Annotated in this window: 19 protein-coding genes; 9 read left to right on the top strand and 10 right to left on the bottom strand. The window is 63.7% G+C overall.

Translation table 11 applies throughout. The features are described 5' to 3' along the window. Position 1 precedes the first annotated feature (1 nt). Positions 2-955, bottom strand: coding sequence for an ABC transporter ATP-binding protein (locus FN835_RS09370; RefSeq protein WP_142662954.1), 954 nt, complete (start codon positions 953-955; stop codon positions 2-4). Positions 956-1,024: 69 nt separating this feature from the next. Between FN835_RS09370 and FN835_RS09375 the strand changes: the two genes are divergently transcribed. Beyond that, complete coding sequence (locus FN835_RS09375; protein WP_142662955.1) at positions 1,025-1,213, top strand: zinc-finger domain-containing protein; 189 nt, start codon at positions 1,025-1,027, stop codon at positions 1,211-1,213. A gap of 152 nt (positions 1,214-1,365) precedes the next feature. Then, a complete protein-coding gene (gene polA, locus FN835_RS09380) occupies positions 1,366-4,167 on the top strand; it encodes a DNA polymerase I (RefSeq protein ID WP_142662956.1) in 2,802 nt (933 codons plus the stop codon). Positions 4,168-4,169: 2 nt separating this feature from the next. Here the strand turns inward: polA and FN835_RS09385 are convergent, their stop codons facing one another. Next, positions 4,170-5,000, bottom strand: coding sequence for a universal stress protein (locus FN835_RS09385; protein ID WP_142662957.1), 831 nt, complete (start codon positions 4,998-5,000; stop codon positions 4,170-4,172). A gap of 222 nt (positions 5,001-5,222) precedes the next feature. Further along, positions 5,223-6,857 carry a serine hydrolase gene (locus FN835_RS09390; protein ID WP_142662958.1) on the bottom strand — a complete coding sequence of 545 codons (1,635 nt, stop codon included), beginning with the start codon at positions 6,855-6,857 and terminating at the stop codon, positions 5,223-5,225. Positions 6,858-7,169: 312 nt separating this feature from the next. Here FN835_RS09390 and clpS point away from each other — a divergent pair, with 312 nt between their 5' ends. From clpS to FN835_RS09405, 3 genes are read left to right on the top strand one after another with little or no spacing between them, the layout of a single operon-like run. After that, on the top strand, positions 7,170-7,487 hold the full coding sequence (gene clpS / locus FN835_RS09395; RefSeq protein ID WP_142662959.1) for an ATP-dependent Clp protease adapter ClpS: 318 nt from the start codon (positions 7,170-7,172) through the stop codon (positions 7,485-7,487). Positions 7,488-7,490: 3 nt separating this feature from the next. Beyond that, the gene (locus FN835_RS09400; RefSeq protein ID WP_142662960.1) at positions 7,491-8,510 is read left to right on the top strand and encodes a class I SAM-dependent methyltransferase; all 1,020 of its coding nucleotides are present in this window, start codon (positions 7,491-7,493) and stop codon (positions 8,508-8,510) included. After that, positions 8,507-9,319 (top strand): SDR family NAD(P)-dependent oxidoreductase, encoded by an 813-nt coding sequence (locus FN835_RS09405; RefSeq protein ID WP_142662961.1) that lies wholly within the window; start codon positions 8,507-8,509, stop codon positions 9,317-9,319. Before FN835_RS09400 ends, FN835_RS09405 begins: the two co-directional genes overlap by 4 nt. Here FN835_RS09405 and FN835_RS09410 read toward each other — a convergent pair. After that, on the bottom strand, positions 9,316-9,729 hold the full coding sequence (locus FN835_RS09410) for a hypothetical protein (RefSeq protein WP_142662962.1): 414 nt from the start codon (positions 9,727-9,729) through the stop codon (positions 9,316-9,318). The genes FN835_RS09405 and FN835_RS09410 overlap by 4 nt on opposite strands. A gap of 78 nt (positions 9,730-9,807) precedes the next feature. Here FN835_RS09410 and hemF point away from each other — a divergent pair, with 78 nt between their 5' ends. Both hemF and FN835_RS09420 read left to right on the top strand, forming a co-directional pair. Further along, on the top strand, positions 9,808-10,668 hold the full coding sequence (hemF, locus tag FN835_RS09415; RefSeq protein WP_142662963.1) for an oxygen-dependent coproporphyrinogen oxidase: 861 nt from the start codon (positions 9,808-9,810) through the stop codon (positions 10,666-10,668). After that, on the top strand, positions 10,659-11,225 hold the full coding sequence (locus FN835_RS09420) for a histidine phosphatase family protein (RefSeq protein ID WP_142662964.1): 567 nt from the start codon (positions 10,659-10,661) through the stop codon (positions 11,223-11,225). Before hemF ends, FN835_RS09420 begins: the two co-directional genes overlap by 10 nt. Here FN835_RS09420 and FN835_RS09425 read toward each other — a convergent pair. The 4 genes from FN835_RS09425 to FN835_RS09440 form a co-directional block, all read right to left on the bottom strand. Then, a complete protein-coding gene (locus FN835_RS09425) occupies positions 11,222-11,767 on the bottom strand; it encodes a sugar O-acetyltransferase (protein WP_142662965.1) in 546 nt (181 codons plus the stop codon). The two genes, FN835_RS09420 and FN835_RS09425, sit on opposite strands and share 4 nt — an antisense overlap. Next, a complete protein-coding gene (locus tag FN835_RS09430; protein WP_142662966.1) occupies positions 11,764-12,123 on the bottom strand; it encodes an SUF system Fe-S cluster assembly protein in 360 nt (119 codons plus the stop codon). Before FN835_RS09430 ends, FN835_RS09425 begins: the two co-directional genes overlap by 4 nt. 88 nt (positions 12,124-12,211) lie before the next feature. Further along, entirely contained in the window at positions 12,212-12,952 is a 741-nt protein-coding gene (locus FN835_RS09435) for a MipA/OmpV family protein (RefSeq protein ID WP_142662967.1), read from the bottom strand. A gap of 102 nt (positions 12,953-13,054) precedes the next feature. Further along, positions 13,055-14,899 carry an ABC-F family ATP-binding cassette domain-containing protein gene (locus FN835_RS09440; protein ID WP_142662968.1) on the bottom strand — a complete coding sequence of 615 codons (1,845 nt, stop codon included), beginning with the start codon at positions 14,897-14,899 and terminating at the stop codon, positions 13,055-13,057. Between the two features lie 190 nt (positions 14,900-15,089). On the opposite strand from FN835_RS09440, the gene ndk reads away from it, so the two are divergent. Both ndk and ampC read left to right on the top strand, forming a co-directional pair. Beyond that, entirely contained in the window at positions 15,090-15,512 is a 423-nt protein-coding gene (gene ndk, locus FN835_RS09445) for a nucleoside-diphosphate kinase (RefSeq protein WP_142662969.1), read from the top strand. 116 nt (positions 15,513-15,628) lie between these two features. Next, positions 15,629-16,762, top strand: a complete 1,134-nt coding sequence (gene ampC, locus FN835_RS09450) for a class C beta-lactamase (RefSeq protein WP_142662970.1) — start codon at positions 15,629-15,631, stop codon at positions 16,760-16,762. Positions 16,763-16,798: 36 nt separating this feature from the next. Here ampC and FN835_RS09455 read toward each other — a convergent pair whose 3' ends face one another. After that, positions 16,799-18,013, bottom strand: coding sequence for a cytochrome b/b6 domain-containing protein (locus FN835_RS09455; RefSeq protein ID WP_142662971.1), 1,215 nt, complete (start codon positions 18,011-18,013; stop codon positions 16,799-16,801). After that, complete coding sequence (locus FN835_RS09460) at positions 18,013-18,588, bottom strand: thymidine kinase (protein WP_142662972.1); 576 nt, start codon at positions 18,586-18,588, stop codon at positions 18,013-18,015. The genes FN835_RS09455 and FN835_RS09460 overlap by 1 nt, the downstream gene beginning before the upstream one ends. Positions 18,589-18,658 lie beyond the last annotated feature (70 nt).

The following is an 18,658-nucleotide window of genomic DNA, read 5'->3' on the forward strand; positions in this document are numbered from 1 at the left end:
CCTAGCGGCGCGAGGTCAGCTGGACGAAGACATCTTCCAGATCCGGCACCTCGACCGCGATGTCGCGGATGGGCAGGTCGGCCGCGCGCAGCATGTCGATCAGCCCGTCTGCCGTGACCCGCGACGGCGCATAGCTGATGGCCAGTCTTCCGTCCGCGCGGCGTTCGGCGCGCACGCCTTCGGGCAGGGCGGGCAAGGTGGTGTCGCTGCCCGTATCGACCACCAGCGATTTCGAATCGGCACGGCCAAGCAGGGTCCGCGTGTCTTCGCACAAGATCAATTCGCCCCGGTCGATGATGGCGATACGGTCGCACATCATCTCGGCCTCTTCCAGATAATGCGTCGTCAGGATGATGGTCATGCCCTGCTCGTTCAGGCGGCGGACATTGCGCCACAGCATGTCGCGCAGCTGGATGTCCACGCCCGCTGTAGGTTCGTCCAGCACAAGGATCTGCGGGCGATGCACCAGCGCCTTGGCCAGCAGCAAGCGCCGCTTCATGCCGCCCGACAGGTGGCGCGAATAGCTGTTCGCCTGTTCGGTCAGGCCGACGAGTTCCAGCAGCTCATCCGTCCAGCGTTCGCTTTTGGGCACGCCGTAAAGGCCCGCCTGCACCTCAAGGCTGGCGCGGGGCGACAGGAAGGGGTCAATGTTCAATTCCTGCGGCATGACGCCGATTGCCGCGCGGGACTGGCGCGGGTTCACGTCCTGATCGAAGCCCCAGATCGTGACCTTGCCCGCCGTTTTGCGCACCAGTCCGGCCAGGATATTGATCGTCGTGGACTTGCCCGCACCGTTCGGGCCAAGAAGCCCAAAGATCGATCCGGCGGGAATCGTCAGGTCCAGCCCCTTGACCGCAGCCTTGGGCGGATTGCCACCCGCTGCCGCATAGGTCTTGGCCAGACCGCGGATTTCGATTGCATTCGCGGTTTCCATCGGGTTCTGGGGGGCTGGCATAGCGCCTCGGCTGTCATTATGATCGCCGCCGGTTTAACCCCGTTTGTCGTCAAAGCTCAAGGAACTGCCATGACCCTTCCGGCCCCCGAGATTCAGGTCGTCACCTCGTGGAAGGTGGCTTGCGATGGCGATGAAAGCCGCGGTCTTGGCCATCCGCGCGTCTGGCTGGCGATCCCGCAGACCACGGGCGAAGTCGAATGCGGCTATTGTGACAAGCGCTTCGTCATCGACCGCGATCACGCGCACGACGATCACTGATCCCGGCGCCGCGCCGGTCGCGCGGTCGGGATGCCTCCGGCGGGGGTATTATAAGAACCAAGAAGACGTTGCCCGCCCAAGTCGCGGGCTTGGCCCCCGGCTGCCTTCGTGGCAGAAGGGGGTTCTGAATTTTTGCAGAAGGAGCGGCAGGCATGGGCGAGACATTCGGCAAGGGCCACCATCTGCATCTGATCGACGGTTCGGCCTTTATCTTTCGCGCCTATCACGCGCTGCCGCCGCTGACGCGCCGCTCGGACGGGATTCCGATCGGGGCGGTCGCGGGTTTCTGCAATATGCTGTGGAAATACATCCAGGACGGCAAGGGCAGCGATGCGCCCACACATGCGGCGGTAATCTTTGACCATTCCTCGAAGACGTTCCGCAATGATATTTATGCGCTTTACAAAGCGAACCGCCCCGAGCCGCCCGAGGATCTGCGCCCGCAATTCCCGCTGACGCGGGAGGCGACGCGGGCTTTCAACATCGCTTGCATCGAGACCGAGGGCTATGAGGCCGATGACATCATCGCGGCCCTGTCCTGTCAGGCGCGCGATGCCGGGGGGCGCGTCACCATCATCAGTTCCGACAAGGATCTGATGCAGTTGGTGGGCAACGGCGTCGAGATGATGGACCCGATCAAGGGCAAGGCCATCGGTCCAGATGAGGTGCGCGAGAAATTCGGCGTCGGGCCTGAACGTGTGGTGGATGTGCAGGCCTTGGCCGGAGATTCGGTTGATAACGTGCCCGGCGCACCTGGAATTGGCATCAAAACTGCCGCGCAACTTATTGAAGAATACGGCGATCTTGAGACATTGCTTGCACGTGCAGCCGAGATCAAGCAGCCCAAGCGCCGCCAGACGCTGATCGACAATGCCGAGCTGATCCGCATTTCGAAACGGTTGGTCGAGCTGGATTGCAACACGCCGCTGGATTTCGGGCTGGAGACGCTGGAGGTGCGCGAGCCGGACCCGGAAGGGCTGCTGGAATTCCTGACCCGGATGGAGTTCCGCACCCTGACCACCCGCGTGGCCGAGCGTTTCGGAGCCGAGGCGCCGCCCGCGGTCGAGGTCGCTGTGGCCGCGGAAAGCAAGGTGGAACTGCCCGGCATCGACCGCAGCCGCTACGAGATCATCCGCGATGAGACCGCACTGACCGCATGGTTGGTCGAGATTGCGGAAAAGGGGTTGGTCGCCATCGACACCGAAACCTCGGGGCTGGATGAGATGCGGGCCGATCTGATCGGCATCTCGCTTTGCACGGGGCCAGGGCGCGCGGCCTATCTGCCGCTGGCCCATGTCAGCGAAGGTGCTGCGGGCGATCTGTTCGGCGCGCCCGTGCGTCTGGAGGGGCAGATCGACCCCGCCCGTGCGCTGGAGATGCTGAAGCCGCTGCTGGAAGATGCCGGCACGCTGAAGATCGGCCAGAACATCAAGTATGACTGGAAGATTCTGGCGCGGAACGGCATCCGCATGGCGCCCATCGAGGACACGATGCTGATGTCCTATGCCTTGAATGCGGGCGACCACAATCACGGCATGGACGAGCTGGCCGACCGCTATCTGGGCCATAAATGCATTCCGATCAAAGAGCTGATCGGCTCGGGCAAGTCGCAGATCGGCTTTGCCGAGGTGCCGATTGAAAAGGCGGGCGAATATGCCGCCGAGGATGCCGAGATTACCTGGCGGCTATGGCATCATTTCCGCCCGTTGCTGCCCAAAAACCGTGTGGCGACTGCCTATCAGCTGCTGGAACGTCCGATGGTGGGGGTGCTGGCCGATATGGAGATGACCGGCATCCGCATCGATGCCGATCACCTGAAGCGCATGTCCAGCGCCTTTGCCCAGAAAATGGCGGCGTTGGAGGCGGAAATCCATGAACTGGCGGGCGGTCCCTTCAACGTCGGCAGCCCCAAGCAATTGGGCGAAATCCTGTTTGATCGCATGGGTCTGGCGGGTGGCAAGCAAGGCAAGACCGGCGCATTTTCGACCAGTGCTGATGTGCTGGAGGATCTGGCGGCCGAGGGGCACGACCTGCCCGCCCGCGTGCTGGACTGGCGCGGGATTTCCAAGCTGAAATCGACCTATACCGATGCGCTGCCTTTGCATGTGAACCCGGAAACCGGGCGCGTCCATACCAGCTATTCGATCACCGGGGCGCAGACCGGGCGTCTTGCCTCGACCGACCCGAACCTGCAGAACATCCCGGTGCGGACCGAGGAAGGGAGGCGCATCCGTCAGGCCTTTGTCGCAGGACCGGGGATGCGGATCGTCAGTCTGGATTACAGCCAGATCGAGCTGCGCATTCTGGCGCATGTCGCGCAGATCCCGGCGCTGAAGCAGGCCTTCCGCGACGGGATCGACATTCACGCGATGACCGCCAGCCAGATGTTCGGCGTGCCGATCGAAGGCATGGATCCGATGATCCGCCGTCGCGCCAAGGCTATCAATTTCGGGGTGATCTATGGCATCTCGGGCTTTGGGCTGGCGCGGAATCTGCGCATTCCGCGCGCCGAGGCGCAAGCGTTCATCGATACCTATTTCGAGCGTTTCCCCGAAATCCGCGCCTATATGGACCGCACGGTGGCCGAAGCGAAGCAGGACGGTTACGTCCGCACGCTGTTCGGGCGGCGCATCATGACGCCGGGGATCAACCAGTCCGGTCCCGCAGCGGGTGGTGCCCGTCGCGCCGCGATCAATGCGCCGATCCAGGGGGCCGCGGCTGACATCATCCGTCGCGCGATGATCCGAATGCCCGCCGCGATTGCTGATCTGCCTGCCAAGATGCTGCTGCAGGTCCATGATGAACTGGTTTTCGAGGCGCAGGAGGATGCGCTGGACGAGTTGATCGCCCGCGCCCGCGACGTCATGGAAAACGCGGCAACACCTGCAATCCAACTGGACGTGCCATTGGTCGTGGATGCGGGATCAGGGGCAAGCTGGGCCGAGGCGCATTAAGGCTAATGCGCCATCAGCACCGGGATTTGCGCTTTTTCCAGCATACTGCGCGTCGCGCCGCCCAGAAATGCCTGCCGGAACCGCGAATGGCCGTAAGCGCCCATGACGATCATATCCGCTCCGATCTCGATTGCGCGGCGGTTTATGACATCGCTGATCTGGGGCAGGGTGCGGGCCAGCACGGCAATGTCGGCCTTGACACCTTGACGGGTCAGCATCTGGCATAGCGCCGCGCCGGGGTCCGAGCGTTCGGGACCGTGCGGCGAGGGATCGATGACCGTGATCTCGACCTCATCTGCGGCTTGCAGCAGGGGCATGGCGCGGCGGACGGCGGCCATCGCCTCATTCGATTGGTTCCACGCGATCATGATTTTGCGCCCGCAGGGTTTGCTCAGGTCTTGCGGCACGATCAGCACGGGGGCCGAACCTTCGAACAGCGCAGCCTCGGTCACGGCCTCGGCATCGGGGGTCGCATCGTCGGCATACGGGCGGGTCAGCACCACAAGATCCGAGTAGCGCGCCCGCATCCCGACAAGCGTCGAAAGGCCGCCGACCTGCGCCACGGCGGATTCAACCGACCAGCGGATCTGTTCGTTGGCCAGTCGGGCGCGGACCATCTCTTCTAACTCGCTGGCGGCAGTCATCGCCTTGTCTATGGATTCCTGGAAAACATAGGCCGATGCGCCCGCGTAATAGTAGCCGCTTTGCGTGTGATCGACCCCCATGCAGAACACGTCCAGATGGGCATCTTCGCGCTGCGTCATGGCGATTGCGGAATCCAGCAGCTCGGGCTGCTCGCGGGTCAGAACGGTCAGGATCGACTTATAGCCCATCGGCTTCTCCTTTCGCCGCGATTGCGGCTTGTTGCGCCGATGCGTCGGAAATGTGCCGCTCCGGTTGTATCGGCAAGGATGCAACGCGCTGAATGGCCTGCGGGTTTCGCCACCGGGCTTTGGAATGTTCGGATCGGGGATGCGACCCGTCGCCACATGGGGGCAAAAGAAAACCGCCCGGAGATGTCCGGGCGGTGCAAGGTCTGGCTTGGTTCGAAAGGATCAGGGACCGACGACGGTGCAATCCAGTTGGCGGGCCGACAGCCTGCCACAAGCCAGTTCTGCGGTTTCCTTGGACATACCGGTAAAGTTCGGCTGGAAACCGCGTTTGGTATTCGCGACATGGCTGGCCGCGTTGCCCAGCGTGCCGTTTTCCTGCAGCGCGGTGCGCAGCAGCAGTTGCTCGGCCTCGCGCTGCGAACGGTAAAGGCCCAGCGTCACGCCATAGCCACGCCCGGCACTTGGATCGCGGCTGACGATTTCGCGGGCCACGTCCTCATCCGCTTCGTTCGGGGCAAGCGAGGTCAGGATGATCGTATCCTGACGCGCCGCGGGCGGAACCGGCGCGGTGGTTTCGGCCAGCGCCAGTTGCGGGGCGGGTTGGGCATCCGCCTCGGTCGGGACCGGGGTGGACATCATGAACAGCGACGCGGTGGGCTGCGCCTGACCCGCGCTTGCCGATTTGTCGTCGCGCGGGGCCGGGGTCGGGCGAACCGATTCGACCAAAGCCGCATCCGCAGGGACATCGCCTTCGGGGCGCGACGCGGGGCGTGCGGTTGCCAGCAACTCCTCGCTGCCCTTGGTCGAGGCGGTGGCGACCGCCGGGCCGGGCTTGCGCACGGGGCGCGAGCTTGCGGCAATGCGGTCATCGCCACGCTTGGCTGCGGCTTGAGCCCGCGACACGGCGGCGGTGATCGCCGCAGGCGTGACGACGCTTGCGCTGGAGGCGCGGGCAACCGGACGATCCGATGCGGACAGGCGCACCGTCGATGCGGCAGCGGCTGCCGGGGCAGCAGGTTCAGCCCGCGCAACCTGCACCACGCGGCGAACCACCTTCTTGGGCTCAGCCACGATCAGCTCGGGCGGCGCGGGTTTGACCTCGCGCGCGCGGGTGGGTGCCTTTCCAAAGCCTGCGTCCAGCAACTGCGCCATGACCGCGTTGCGATGCGCGGTCGAATTGCCGCCCAGCACCGTCGCGATGATGCGCTTGGAGCCGCGCTTGGCCGAAGCGGTCAGGTTGAAGCCTGCCGCACGGGTATAGCCGGTCTTGATGCCGTCCGCGCCTTCGTAGCTGTCAAGGAAACGCTTGTTGGTGCTGGAAACGGTCGCGATCCCTGCATCCGCCGAACGACGCGAGAAAATGTTGTAATATTGCGGATAATCATAGAACAGGCGACGCCCAAGCACGCTCATGTCCCGCGCGGTCGAATAGTGCCCTTCGACGGTCAGGCCATTCGCGTTGCGGAAATTGGTGTTGCTCATCCCCAGCGCCTTGGCCATCGCGGTCATCTGGGCCGCGAATTTCGGTTCGGATCCCGCAAGACCTTCCCCGATGGTGGTGGCGGCGTCATTGGCCGACTTCACCGCAGCGGCGCGGATCAGATAGCGCAGCTCGATCCGCTGGCCTGCACGCAGACCCAGCCGCGACGGCGGCTGCGACGCGGCATGGCTTGAGACCAGAAACTTGCTGTCCAGCCGGACCTGACCACGCTCAATGGCATTGAAGGCCATGTAAAGCGTCATCATCTTGGTCAGCGAGGCGGGATGCAGCCGCGTATTCGCGTTCTGCGAATAGATCTCGTTGCCGGTGCGCGCGTCCATGACATAAGCCGCGAACGGTGCCGCGGCGACGGACATGGGAATTGCCCATGCAAATAGGATCATCAGTCCGAGTCGGACGTTCTTGGTGATTCTGCTCACTGTCCCGGTCTCTTCTGCCTCTGAGGGTCCGTTCAATTTGCGGACCCTTCATTAATAAACCGACAATACCACGGCTTCCGCGTCACGGAAACTGTAACTTTGTTGGTTTTGGCCATTATTCGCCCTGTGATTGCAGGCTGTCAGACTGCCCTGTCGCCGATGCGGGGCTTACATCCGGCTGGAAGAAGCCCTATATTCGGCGTTCTAGGCAACCCTTATCCCTTTGCAGGCGCAGTGACAGATCCGCACATGACCAACCGTCCCGACGACCGCGAGGATGTCGATCTAGCGGTCAAGACCAAGCCGCGCACGCAGCGTCCCCCTTTGTATAAGGTGTTGCTGCTGAACGATGATTTCACGCCGATGGAATTCGTCGTGCATGTGCTTGAGCGGCTTTTCAACATGACGCATGCCCAAGCGATCGAGATCATGCTGACCGTCCACCGCAAAGGCGTTGCGGTCGTTGGCGTTTTCTCGCACGAGATTGCCGAAACCAAGGTGGCGCAGGTGATGGAACTTGCACGCCGCCAGCAGCATCCGCTGCAATGCACCCTGGAAAAAGAGTAGTTCGTGGCAGGTTCCCGACTGGAATTGGTATTTGGCGGCACGCCGCCTGATGGTCGTATGCTGTTGATCGGTGCCGATGCGCAGACCGATCTTAGCCATTTCGACCCCGCGCGCACGCAGATCGTGCAGCGTCGCTTTCCCGATGTTTCGGCTTTGCAGGCGCGGGGGTTTGCCCCGGTGACTGCCGCCGAAGGCAGCTTCGATGCGGCCGTGGTGTTTCTGCCGCGCGCCCGCGCCGAGGCCCATGCCCGCATCGCCGAGGCGGTGGCGCATCTTGCGCCCGGCGCCTCGCTTTGGATCGACGGGCAAAAGACCGATGGCATTGATGCCGCGCTGAAGGAAATGCGCACGCTGGCCCCGGTCGATGAGCCTCAATCGCGCGCGCATGGCAAGATTTTTCACCTGACGCTACCCGATGCGGGCTGGGTACCCGCTGATTGGGCCGACCGCGATATTCAGGCAGCCCCCGGTTTCGTGACGCGGGCTGGCGTGTTTTCGGCGGATGGGCCGGACCCGGCCTCGGTCGCGCTGGCCGCGCATCTGCCTGAAAAGCTGCCGACGCGCATGGTCGATCTGGGCGCTGGCTGGGGTTGGCTGTCGGCCGAGGTGCTGAAACGTCCTGGCGTTGCTACCCTGCACCTGATCGAGGCGGATGCCGTCGCGCTTGACTGCGCGCGCCGCAATATCACCGATCCGCGCGCCCAGTTCCACTGGGCCGATGCGCTGAATTTCCGTTTGGCCGAGCCGGTGAACGGCGTCGTGATGAACCCGCCTTTCCACGAAGGTCGCGCAGCCGATCCGTCGCTGGGTGCGGGCTTCATCCGTGCCGCAGCGGGTCTGCTGACCGGCGCGGGGCGGCTGTGGATGGTTGCAAACCGGCATCTGCCCTATGAGGCGGTGCTGCGCGAGAGCTTTGCCGATGTGCAGGAAATCGGCGGCGATACCCGTTTCAAGATCCTGACTGCCACCGGCGCACGCAGGCCGGGGACCGCGAAATCCGTGCCAAAGGGTCGCAGAAGATGAGCTTTTCGGTTCAGGGCAGGACCGCCATTGTCACCGGCGCCGCACGCGGCATCGGTCTGGCCATCGCCCGCCACCTCGAGGAAGCGGGTGCGAATGTGATGTTCGCCGATGCCGACGAGGCGGGTCTAGAGGCGGAATTGGGCAGCAGTGCGTGGACCGAAGGGTCGGCACGGGCTTTCGCAGGCGATCTGGGGCAGAAACTGACTCTGGCCAATCTTGTGTCGGCCACGATCGATGCGTTCGACCGGATCGACATTCTGGTCAACGCGCATCGCATGGTTCAGCTTTGCGATCCGCTGGCGGTCAGCGACGAATTGCTTGGCGATATGCTGCGCGAAAACATGGCGTCTGGGCTGAAGCTGTCGCAGATGGTCGCAAAGCGCATGGTCGCCCAGTCCGAGGCAGAGCCGGAGCGCGAGGTCTTGCAGAACGGGGCCATCGTCAACCTGACCTCGCTTGCTGCCGACCGGCCCGAGCCGCAGATGCTGGCCTATTCCATCGCCAGTGCGGCGCAGGCGCAGGCCACGCGGTCGCTGGCCATGGCGTTGGCCCCCAAACGCATTCGCGTGAATGGCGTGGCCTTCGGCTCGATTATGTCGAACCAGTTGCAACTTAAGCTGCGCGAAGAGCCGAACCTGCGCGACAAGCTGCTGTCTGCAACTCCGCTGGGCCGCATCGCTGGCGCGGATGAGCTGGGTGCGACGGTGCAATATCTGGTCAGCGACGGCGCGAGCTTCGTTACCGGCCAGATCCTGCGGGTCGATGGCGGGCGTTCGCTGGGTGACCCGCTGGCTGCCGGCGCCTTCTAGGATTTTTCCTCGGGGTAGGCGGCCTTGCAGGCATCGACGGCGCTGGCCGCTGGTTTTGCCAATGCGGTGCGGCGGGCGATCAGGTTGTCGCGCTTGCGTTCTTCGGCTAGCGGGTCAATCGGGACGCGGTAACGCTCGGTATCGGTGACGTCGCGCAGGCAGGAACGATAGGCCACGCGCCGTTCACCATCCTTGCCGCGCACGACATAGGGGCAATCGTCCCATTCGGTGCGCGTCACCTGCCGTTCTTCCCAGGCGTAACCACGGGCGATATTGCCCTCGACCTCGGCCAGCAGCTTCGAGACGGTGCGATATTCGCTGGTATTGCGGCTGATGCAGCGTTCCTGCGGCGTGCCGCAAGCTGCGACAATAAGGACGGGCAAGAGGCCGAACACGATGTTGCGGGTCATGGTGCGGAACTCTAGTTGTTTAGGGCAAGCATATGACCGACTTGGCAATCGGGCAATTCACGAAAGAGGACGTGGGACATGCAGATGCAGGCAGAACGCGAACAGGCCGCGGCATGGTTCCGAACGCTGCGCGACCGGATCGTCGCGGCATTCGAGGCGCTGGAGGATAAAGCGCCGGGCGATCAGCCCGCCGGACGTTTCGAGGTCAAGGAAACCCGGCGCGGCGAAGACGGCGGCGGTGGTCTGATGTCGGTCATGCGGGGCGGGCGCGTGTTCGAAAAGGTCGGCGTCAACTGGTCAGCGGTCCATGGCACGCTTGGCCCCGCAGCCCAGCAGGCGATGGCCGCGCGGGGCGTGCCTGGGATCGAGGCCGACCCGAGTTTCTGGGCCTCGGGGATCAGTCTGGTCGCACATATGCAAAACCCGCACGCGCCTGCGGTGCATATGAATACCCGGATGTTCTGGACGCCGAATGCGTGGTGGTTCGGCGGTGGAACCGACCTCAACCCTTGCATCGAAATCGCGCAGGACACGGCACATTTCCACGACGTGCTGCGGGCGACCTGCACGGCCCATGCGCCGGATTATTACGACCGCTTCAAGGCGTGGGCGGATGAGTATTTCTTTATCCCGCATCGCGGTCGGGCGCGGGGTGTCGGCGGCATCTTTTACGACGATCTGAACACCGGCGACTGGCAGGCCGATTTCGCCTTTACCCATGACGTCGGCGAGGCGTTTCTGCCCGCCTTCCTGCCCTTGGCCGAACGCCGGATGGTGACGCCCTGGACCGACGCGGACCGCGATGCGCAACTGATACATCGCGGGCTTTATGCCGAATATAACCTTGTCTACGATCGCGGGACGAAATTCGGCCTGGCGACCGGCCATGATGCCGAAGCAGTGCTGATGAGCTTGCCACCGCTGGCGAAATGGGTCTGAACCTGCCCGCGCTATATGTGCTGCGCCATGGTCAGACCGAATGGAATCTGGCCGGGCGCTTTCAGGGGCGCAGCGATTCACCTTTGACCGCGCTGGGGCGTGCGCAGGCGGGGCGGCAGGCTGAATTGGTGGCGGCATTGCCCGATGATCTGCTGCGTTTTAGCAGTCCGGCGGGCAGGGCGGTCGAAACCGCGCGCATCGTGTTCAGGGGGCGGGCCTTTATGCAGGACGACCGCCTGCACGAAATCGATGTGGGGGATTTCACCGGATCAAGCGAGGCTGATCTGCGCGCCGCCCATCCCGCGATTTTCGCAGATGGCGGCATCGGCTGGTATGATCGCACCCCGAACGGCGAGGGTTTCGCCGCGCTTGAGGCGCGGGTGCGCGATTTCCTTGCCGATCTTGACGGACCTGCGGTGATCGTCACGCATGGCATCACACTGCGCATGATTTGTGCGCTGGTGATGGGACTGCCGGCAGCCCGCATGGCCGAGATCGAGATGACCCAAGGCGCGCTGCACCATATCGGCGCAGGCACGCATCGGATTACGCTTTAGTCCTTGATCAGCGGGCGGGCGGGGTTGCCCACGACCGTCGCGCCTTCGGGCACGTCGCGCGTGACGACTGCGCCCGCGCCGATGATCGCGCCTGCGCCGACGGTGATGCCGGGCAGGATGATCGCGCCGCCGCCGACCCATACATCGTCGCCGATTGTCACGGGCTTGCCCCACTCGACCCCGGTGGCGCGACGGGCGCGTTCACGCGGACGATCCTCGGTCAGCAATTGGACGCCTGTGCCGAACTGGCAGCGTGCGCCGATGCGGATTTCACAGATATCCATGAAAAAGCAGCCAAAATTGACGAAGCAATCCGGGCCGAAATGGATATGCTTGCCGTAATCTACATGGAATGGCGTGCGGATGACCGTCCCGTTCCATGTGCCCAACAGCTGCGTCAGGATACGGGCGCGCGTCTTGTCGCCAATGATCGTGGAATTGTAGTCGCGCATCAGACCCTGAGCGGTCTTGCGCATGGCGACCAATTCCCCATCGCCGGGGGCATAGGGCCGCCCGGCCAGCATGTCCTCGCGCGCCGTCAAATGAACCCAAGCTCCAGACGGGCCTCGTCAGACATCATGTCCATGCCCCATTGCGGCTGGAAGGTCATTTCCACATCGACCTGCTTGACGCCGGGGATCGCTTCGACGGCATCAGCGACCCAGCCGGGCATTTCGCCTGCGACCGGGCAGCCGGGGGCTGTCAGCGTCATGATGACCCGCACGGCATTCGCGTCGTCGATGGCGATGGTATAGATCAGGCCAAGATCGAAGATGTTGACCGGAATCTCCGGGTCATAAACAGTTCTGCACGCTTCGACGATGCTGTCGTAAAGCGGATGTTCGGTGCTGGAAGGCGCAATCAGCGGATCGCCTTCCTGAAGATTCTCGGTGCTCATTCGTGGAGTCCTGTCAATGCTTGGCGCATATATAGGACCGTGGCCCGCCGGGGTCCAGACCGCAACCCCAAGGCGCGGAATAGGCGCGTCAGAAACGGAAATTCAGACGACGCGCCACGCCGATGCTGATCGAGGGCTGGCCCTTTTCTTCGACGATCGGGCTGTCGGCCGCATCGCCCATCAGGCGACCATAGGTGACCTTGCCCAGAAGCGAGGTGTCGGGCGTCAGCATATAACGCGCCTCAAGGCTGATATTGGCCCGATAGGGGCCACCATCGGGATCATAGGCCGAATATCCGCTGGACACTGCTTCCGAATCCGAGACGCCGAAATAGGTGCCGGTGAACTTGTCATCGCCCAATTCCAGCTCGGCCCCGGTCCACAGGGTCAGCTTGTCGTTCGGCTCAAAGCGGTATTTCGTGCCGATTTCGCCGACCACGCCGTCATGGCCGCCAAAGCCCTTGCGCACCGCGCCATAGCTGGTGAAGGGTCCGGTGACATAGTTCACGCGCAGACCCAGTTCGCCCGCGCGGTCGATGTCGTCCAGCCCTTGCAGGCGGTCGTAATCGCTGCTGTCGCGGTCGCCCATGTAGCGCAGCGACGGGATGAACGAAAAGCCCTGCTTTTCGCCTTCGGGGGTGCCCAGCGTCACGTTCTTCAGGATGAACCACGGCGAGGCGTTATTGTCGCCCGAACCCATATATTCCGGGCTGTAGCTTGCGCCGATCCCTGCATCCAAGGATACCTGATCGACGTCCAGAAATGACTGCGCCACGGCGGGGGCAGCCAACGAGGTCGAGATCAGGGTAAGGGCAAGAAGGCGGCGCATCAATTTTTCCACTTATGTCTAAGTTCGACCAATGGGCGATTCGCTGCTTTGCGGCAACCCAACAATGACATATTGCCGATCAAAAAGCTGTAGCTGTTGCAATCAGGCGCGCTCGGCTGCCTCCAGACGTTCCAGCGCCTTCATCCACAGGCTTTCCGCACGGCTCATCGCCTCGGTCGCTTCTGAATGCTTGCGACCGTAGGCTTCTGCGCGGGATTTGTCGTCATAGGTCGCGGGATCGGCCATGATCTTGTCCAGCTTTTCCAGCATCTCGGTCAGCTTTTCGATCCGCTCCTCGGCCTTGCGAGCCTCGGCGCGCAGTTCAAGGATGCGGTCACGCGAGGGGCGCTTTGCCGCCTTGGGTTCGGGCTTGGGCGTATAGGTCTGTTCGCCCGACAAAAGCATCCGGCGATAGTCGTCCAGATCGCCCTGCCACGGCTCGACCGCGCCCTGATCGACCAGCCAAAGCCGGTCCGCAACAAGGCTTAGCAGGTGCATGTCGTGGCTGACCAGCACGACGGCGCCGGTATAGTCGTTCAGTGCCTCGGTCAAAGCCTCGCGGGATTCGATGTCGAGGTGGTTGGTCGGTTCGTCAAGGATCAGCAGATGCGGCGCGTCGATCGTCGCCAGCAGCAGCGAAAGCCGCGCCTTTTGACCGCCCGAAAGCTGGCCGACCAGCGTCGTGGCCTGTGCCTCCATCAGGCCAAAGCCCGCCAGTCTTGCGCGATGCTTGGGCGGGGCCTCATTGGGACGCATCCGCCGGACGTGATCCAGCGGGGTTTCGTCCAGATGCAGCTCATCGACCTGATGCTGCGCGAAATAGCCGATGCGCAACTTGCCGGAACGGGCGATGCGACCATCCATCGGTTGCAGCCGGTCGGCAAGCAGCTTGGACAGCGTGGATTTGCCCTGACCGTTGCGGCCCAGCAGGGCGATGCGGTCGTCCTGATCAATGCGCAGGTTCAGCTTTTTCAGCACCGCGCGGTCTTCATAGCCCACCGAAAGACTGTCGAGCGAGATGATGGGCGGCGACAGCTGGTCGGGCTGCGGAAAGCTGAAGCGGTGGAACTTGGCTTCCTCGGGGGCGGTGATCGGCTCCATCTTGGCCAGCATCTTGATGCGGGCCTGCGCCTGCACGGCCTTGCTGGCCTTGGCGCGGAAACGATCAACGAAGCTTTGCAGATGGGCGCGGCGGGCTTCCTGCTTCTTCGCCTCGGCAGCTTGCAGCGCGCGCTTTTCGGCGCGGGTGCGGGCGAACGTGTCATAGCCGCCGGTGTAAAGGACCAGCTTGCGTTCTTCCAGATGCAGGATATGGCCCACGGCGCGGTTCAAAAGGTCGCGGTCGTGGCTGATGACGATGACGGTATGGGGGTAACGCTGCAGATAGCTTTCCAGCCACAGCGCCCCTTCAAGATCCAGATAGTTGGTCGGTTCGTCCAACAGCAGCAGATCGGGCTGCGAGAACAGCACACCCGCCAGCGCGACGCGCATCCGCCAGCCGCCGGAATAATCGCTGGTCGGGCGGGCCTGATCCTCGGTCGAAAAGCCAAGGCCGCGCAGGATGGTCGCGGCCCGCGCCTCGGCCGACCATGCGTCGATGTCGGCCAGACGGGTCTGGATTTCACCGATCCTGTGCGGGTCGGTCGCCGTCTCGGATTCCGCAAGCAGGCTGGCGCGTTCCTCATCGGCGGCCAGCACGGTTTCCAGCACGCTGATCGCGGTTCCCGCCGCCTCTTGGCGCACGCCGCCGATGCGGGCGCGACTGGGCAGGCTGATGTCGCCGCCATCCAGCGTCAGTTCGCCCCGGATCAGCTTGAACAGCGTCGTCTTGCCCGCGCCGTTCGGACCGACAAGGCCGACCTTGTGGCCATAGGGGATCGTGGCCGAGGCGTGCTCAAGCAGCGGGCGACCGGCGATGGAATAGGATATGTCATCAATGCGCAGCATGTCCGGTCCTTGACCCAGACCTTGGCCGCCGTCAATGGGGACAAGGCAAAGGACGGTCACGATGCGGCTATCCTGTGGCGGAGCGCTGCGCATGGGCCATTCCGACCCGGCTTTTCATCGGACGCTGCCCATGATAACCGGGCGCGGATTGCCCGGACCATGGGGTTTGGGACGGAAAAAGGACAGCATCATGGCCACCGAACGCACGCTTTCGATCATCAAACCCGACGCTACCAAGCGCAACCTGACCGGCAAGATCAACGCCAAGTTCGAAGAAGCTGGCCTGCGCGTCGTCGCACAAAAGCGCATCCAGCTGACGCTGGCCCAAGCCGGCCAATTCTATGCCGAGCACAAGGAACGCCCCTTCTTTGGTGAACTGACCGAATTCATGGTGTCCGAGCCGGTCGTCGTGCAGGTTCTGGAAGGCGAAGGCGCCATCCTGAAAAACCGCGAAGTCATGGGTGCAACCAACCCCGCCAACGCCGACGAAGGCACGATCCGCAAGGAATTCGCCCTGTCGGTCGGCGAAAACTCGGTCCACGGTTCGGACAGCCCGGAAGCCGCTGCGCGCGAAATCGCCTTCTTCTTCTCGGGTCTGGAACTGGTCGGCTGATTTCAGCCAATCACCGGAACTGCTGGGGCCGTCCGTCGGGGCGGCCCTTTTCGTTTGGTTCCCCTGTGGCCCGGCTTGCGGTATCAGTCCACCAACAGACAAAAACAGGCGGAACCATGACAAAAATGACCGGGGCAGCCGCCCTGCTGATCGCTGCATCCCTTGTGCCAACTCTGGCCGTGGCCCAGGAACCGACCCAAGCCGCCGAGGCTGCGTTTCGGGACGCTGTCGCGGAATACAAGATCCCCGGCCTTGTGGTCGGCATCACCCATCACGGCCAGCACAGCTTTTACGCGACGGGCCTTGCCTCGCGTCACGAGGGGCGGGCGGCGACGCCGGACACGCTGTTCGAACTTGGCTCGATCAGCAAGATCTTCAACGTGACGCTGGCGGCATTGGCCGAAGAACGCGGCAAGCTGTCGCTGGATGCACCCGTCGCGACCCATCTGCCGCAACTGGACAAGACCCCGGCAGGCGCGCTGACGCTGATGGATCTGGCCACGCATCACACCGGGGGAATGCCCTTGCAGGTGCCCGATCAGGCGGGCGATACCTCAGGGGTGGTCCGCTGGCTGGCCGGTTGGGCACCGTCCCAGCCCGGCGCGCGCAGCTACAGCAATATCAGCATCGGGCTGCTGGGGCATATCACCGCGCGGGCGTTCGAGATGCCCTATGCGCAGGCTGCGCAGAACGTGCTGTTCCCGGCAATGGGTCTGACGGATACATGGATCGACGTTCCGGCCCAGCGGATGCCGGATTACGCATGGGGTTATGACCGCAAGACGGATGCTGCGATCCGCGTCAATCCCGGCGTGCTGGACGACGAATCCTATGGTGTCAAATCCAGCGCGCGCGACATGCTGAAGCTGTTGGATCTGGAACTGGGTCACGGCGGATCACCCGAGCTGCGCGCGGCGATCGCCAGGACGCAGATGGGGCAGGGCCAGACCGCGTTCTTTACGCAGGCGATGATCTGGGAAGCTTATCCCTGGCCGGTGGATGTCGAAACCATGGTGGCGGGGAACGGGACTGATTTCATCATGTCGCCCCAGCCGATGCAGACCGTGGTGCCGCAGGCTCCGCAGGGCGTGATCCTGAACAAGACCGGATCGACCGGTGGTTTCGGCGGCTATGTCGCGATCGTGCCGGGCGAGGATCTGGGCATCATCGTGCTGGCAAACCGCAGCTATCCGAACGAGGCGCGGGTCCGCGCCACGCATCAGTTGATCCGCGCGCTGCTGGCGGAATAAGTCGGCGGCCGGGGGCGCCCCCCGGCCGCGCAAGGCCTATTGTTGGGTAGCGGTCAGGTCAAACTTGATCGCGACGGTAAAGCCCACAGTGCTTTCATCGGCATAGCCCGTGCCGATGCCGAAATCGCGGCGATCCACCTTCATCATGCCGCTGGCCGTCGCGTTGGCGCCGTCCACCGTCAGGTCAAAGGGCAGTTCCGCATCGACCGTCTTGCCCGCGATGGTCAGCTTGCCCTTGGCGATATGCTGGCCGCCATCTGCCGGGGGCAGGATGTCAGCCGCGAAATTCGCCTGTGGATGGGCCGCGGCGTTCAGGAAATCAGGACCCTTGGCGCTGTCGCTGACCGACCCCAAGGACAACGAGGCAATGTCGATGCCCACATTGATCCGGCCCGCCTGCGTTTCGGGATCATAGTCGATCTGCGCGTTCCAGGTGCCGAACTGGCCCTGGATCGGGTTCCCACCCTGAATGACCTCGATCCCAAGCGTGCCCTGCTGCACCGCCCAGCCCGAGGCTTGCGCGGCAACCGGCGCGGTCGCGGGCTGCTCGGTCACGGGGGCCTCGGCCGCTTCCGGCTCGGGCGTTGCCAGAACAGCGGTCGCGGCCCAGATCAACAGCGCGCCCACGGCTGCCAGCAGATGCATCAGCAGGGGATGTTCGGAATGCGGCGGCTCGGGCGCGCGATGGGCGGGGCCTGCCATGCGGTTCAGCGTGCCATCACGGTCGATGACCGTGTGCTTGATCGCGCCCGCGACATGCAAGACGATCAGCCCGGCCAGCACCCACCAGCCGGTTTCGTGGAAAGCGGCAAAACGCTCGGCCAGATGGGCGTCCTCGGGGACCATCGGCAGGCGCTGGCCCAAGGGCCACAGGATTCGCGAAAAGCCGCCCGGAGCCGCCGAATGCAGCAGCCAGCCGGTCAGCGGCATGATGACCATGCCGATCCACATGGCCCAATGCACCATCTCGGCCACGAAGGTTTCCGCGCGGCGCTGCGGGTGCAGGGGTTTCGGCTTGGTCTGGGTCAGCGTCCAAAGGATGCGCAGCACCGCAAGGATCAGCACCGCCACGCCCACGGTCTTGTGGACCGAGAACGCGGCAAAGATCGCCTGCAACTGGTCCTGCGTGCCGCGCGGCAGGTTGCCCGCGTAAAGTCCAAGGCCGATGGCGGCAAGGATCAGAAGCGCGATCGACCAGTGAAACAGGCGGGCCACCCCGCCATAGGCGCGGGCGTCATTGCTGGCTTTCATCAGATTTCTCCCATCGCTTCGCGCCAATGTCGGCGGCACAGCGACACATAGGTTTCATTCCCCCCGATCTGGACCTGCGCCCCCTCGCGCAGGACTTGTCCATGGTCGTCATGGCGGACGACCATGGTGGCCTTGCGGCCGCAATGGCAGATGGTGCGAACCTCGCGCATGTCATCGGCCCAGGCCAGCAGCGCGCGCGATCCGGGGAAAAGCTGGCCCCGGAAATCGACGCGCAGCCCGTAGCACATGACAGGCTGACCCAGATCGTCCGCGACACGGGCCAGTTGCCAGACCTGAGCCTCGGTCAGAAATTGTGCCTCATCGACGAAGATGCAGGCGCAGCCCGCGCCCTGATCCGCGATCAGCGTGAAAAGGTCGGTGTCAGGCGTGAAGGTCGTGGCCATGTCCGAGATGCCGATGCGGCTCGCGATCAGCCCCGGTCCTGCGCGATCATCCAGCGATGCGGTCAGCAGCAGCGTCCGCATTCCGCGTTCGCGATAGTTATAGGACGCCTGCAGCAAAAGCGTGCTTTTGCCGGCATTCATCGTTGAATAGTGGAAATAAAGCTTGGCCATGCGGGCAGATAGCCGCGCCGGGGCCTTTCAGGCAAGCCGCCGCATCACGGATGACGCGGCGGCTCACGGC

Origin of the sequence: Paracoccus laeviglucosivorans (assembly GCF_900182695.1) — a bacterium.
Classification (GTDB): Bacteria; Pseudomonadota; Alphaproteobacteria; order Rhodobacterales; family Rhodobacteraceae; genus Paracoccus; species Paracoccus laeviglucosivorans.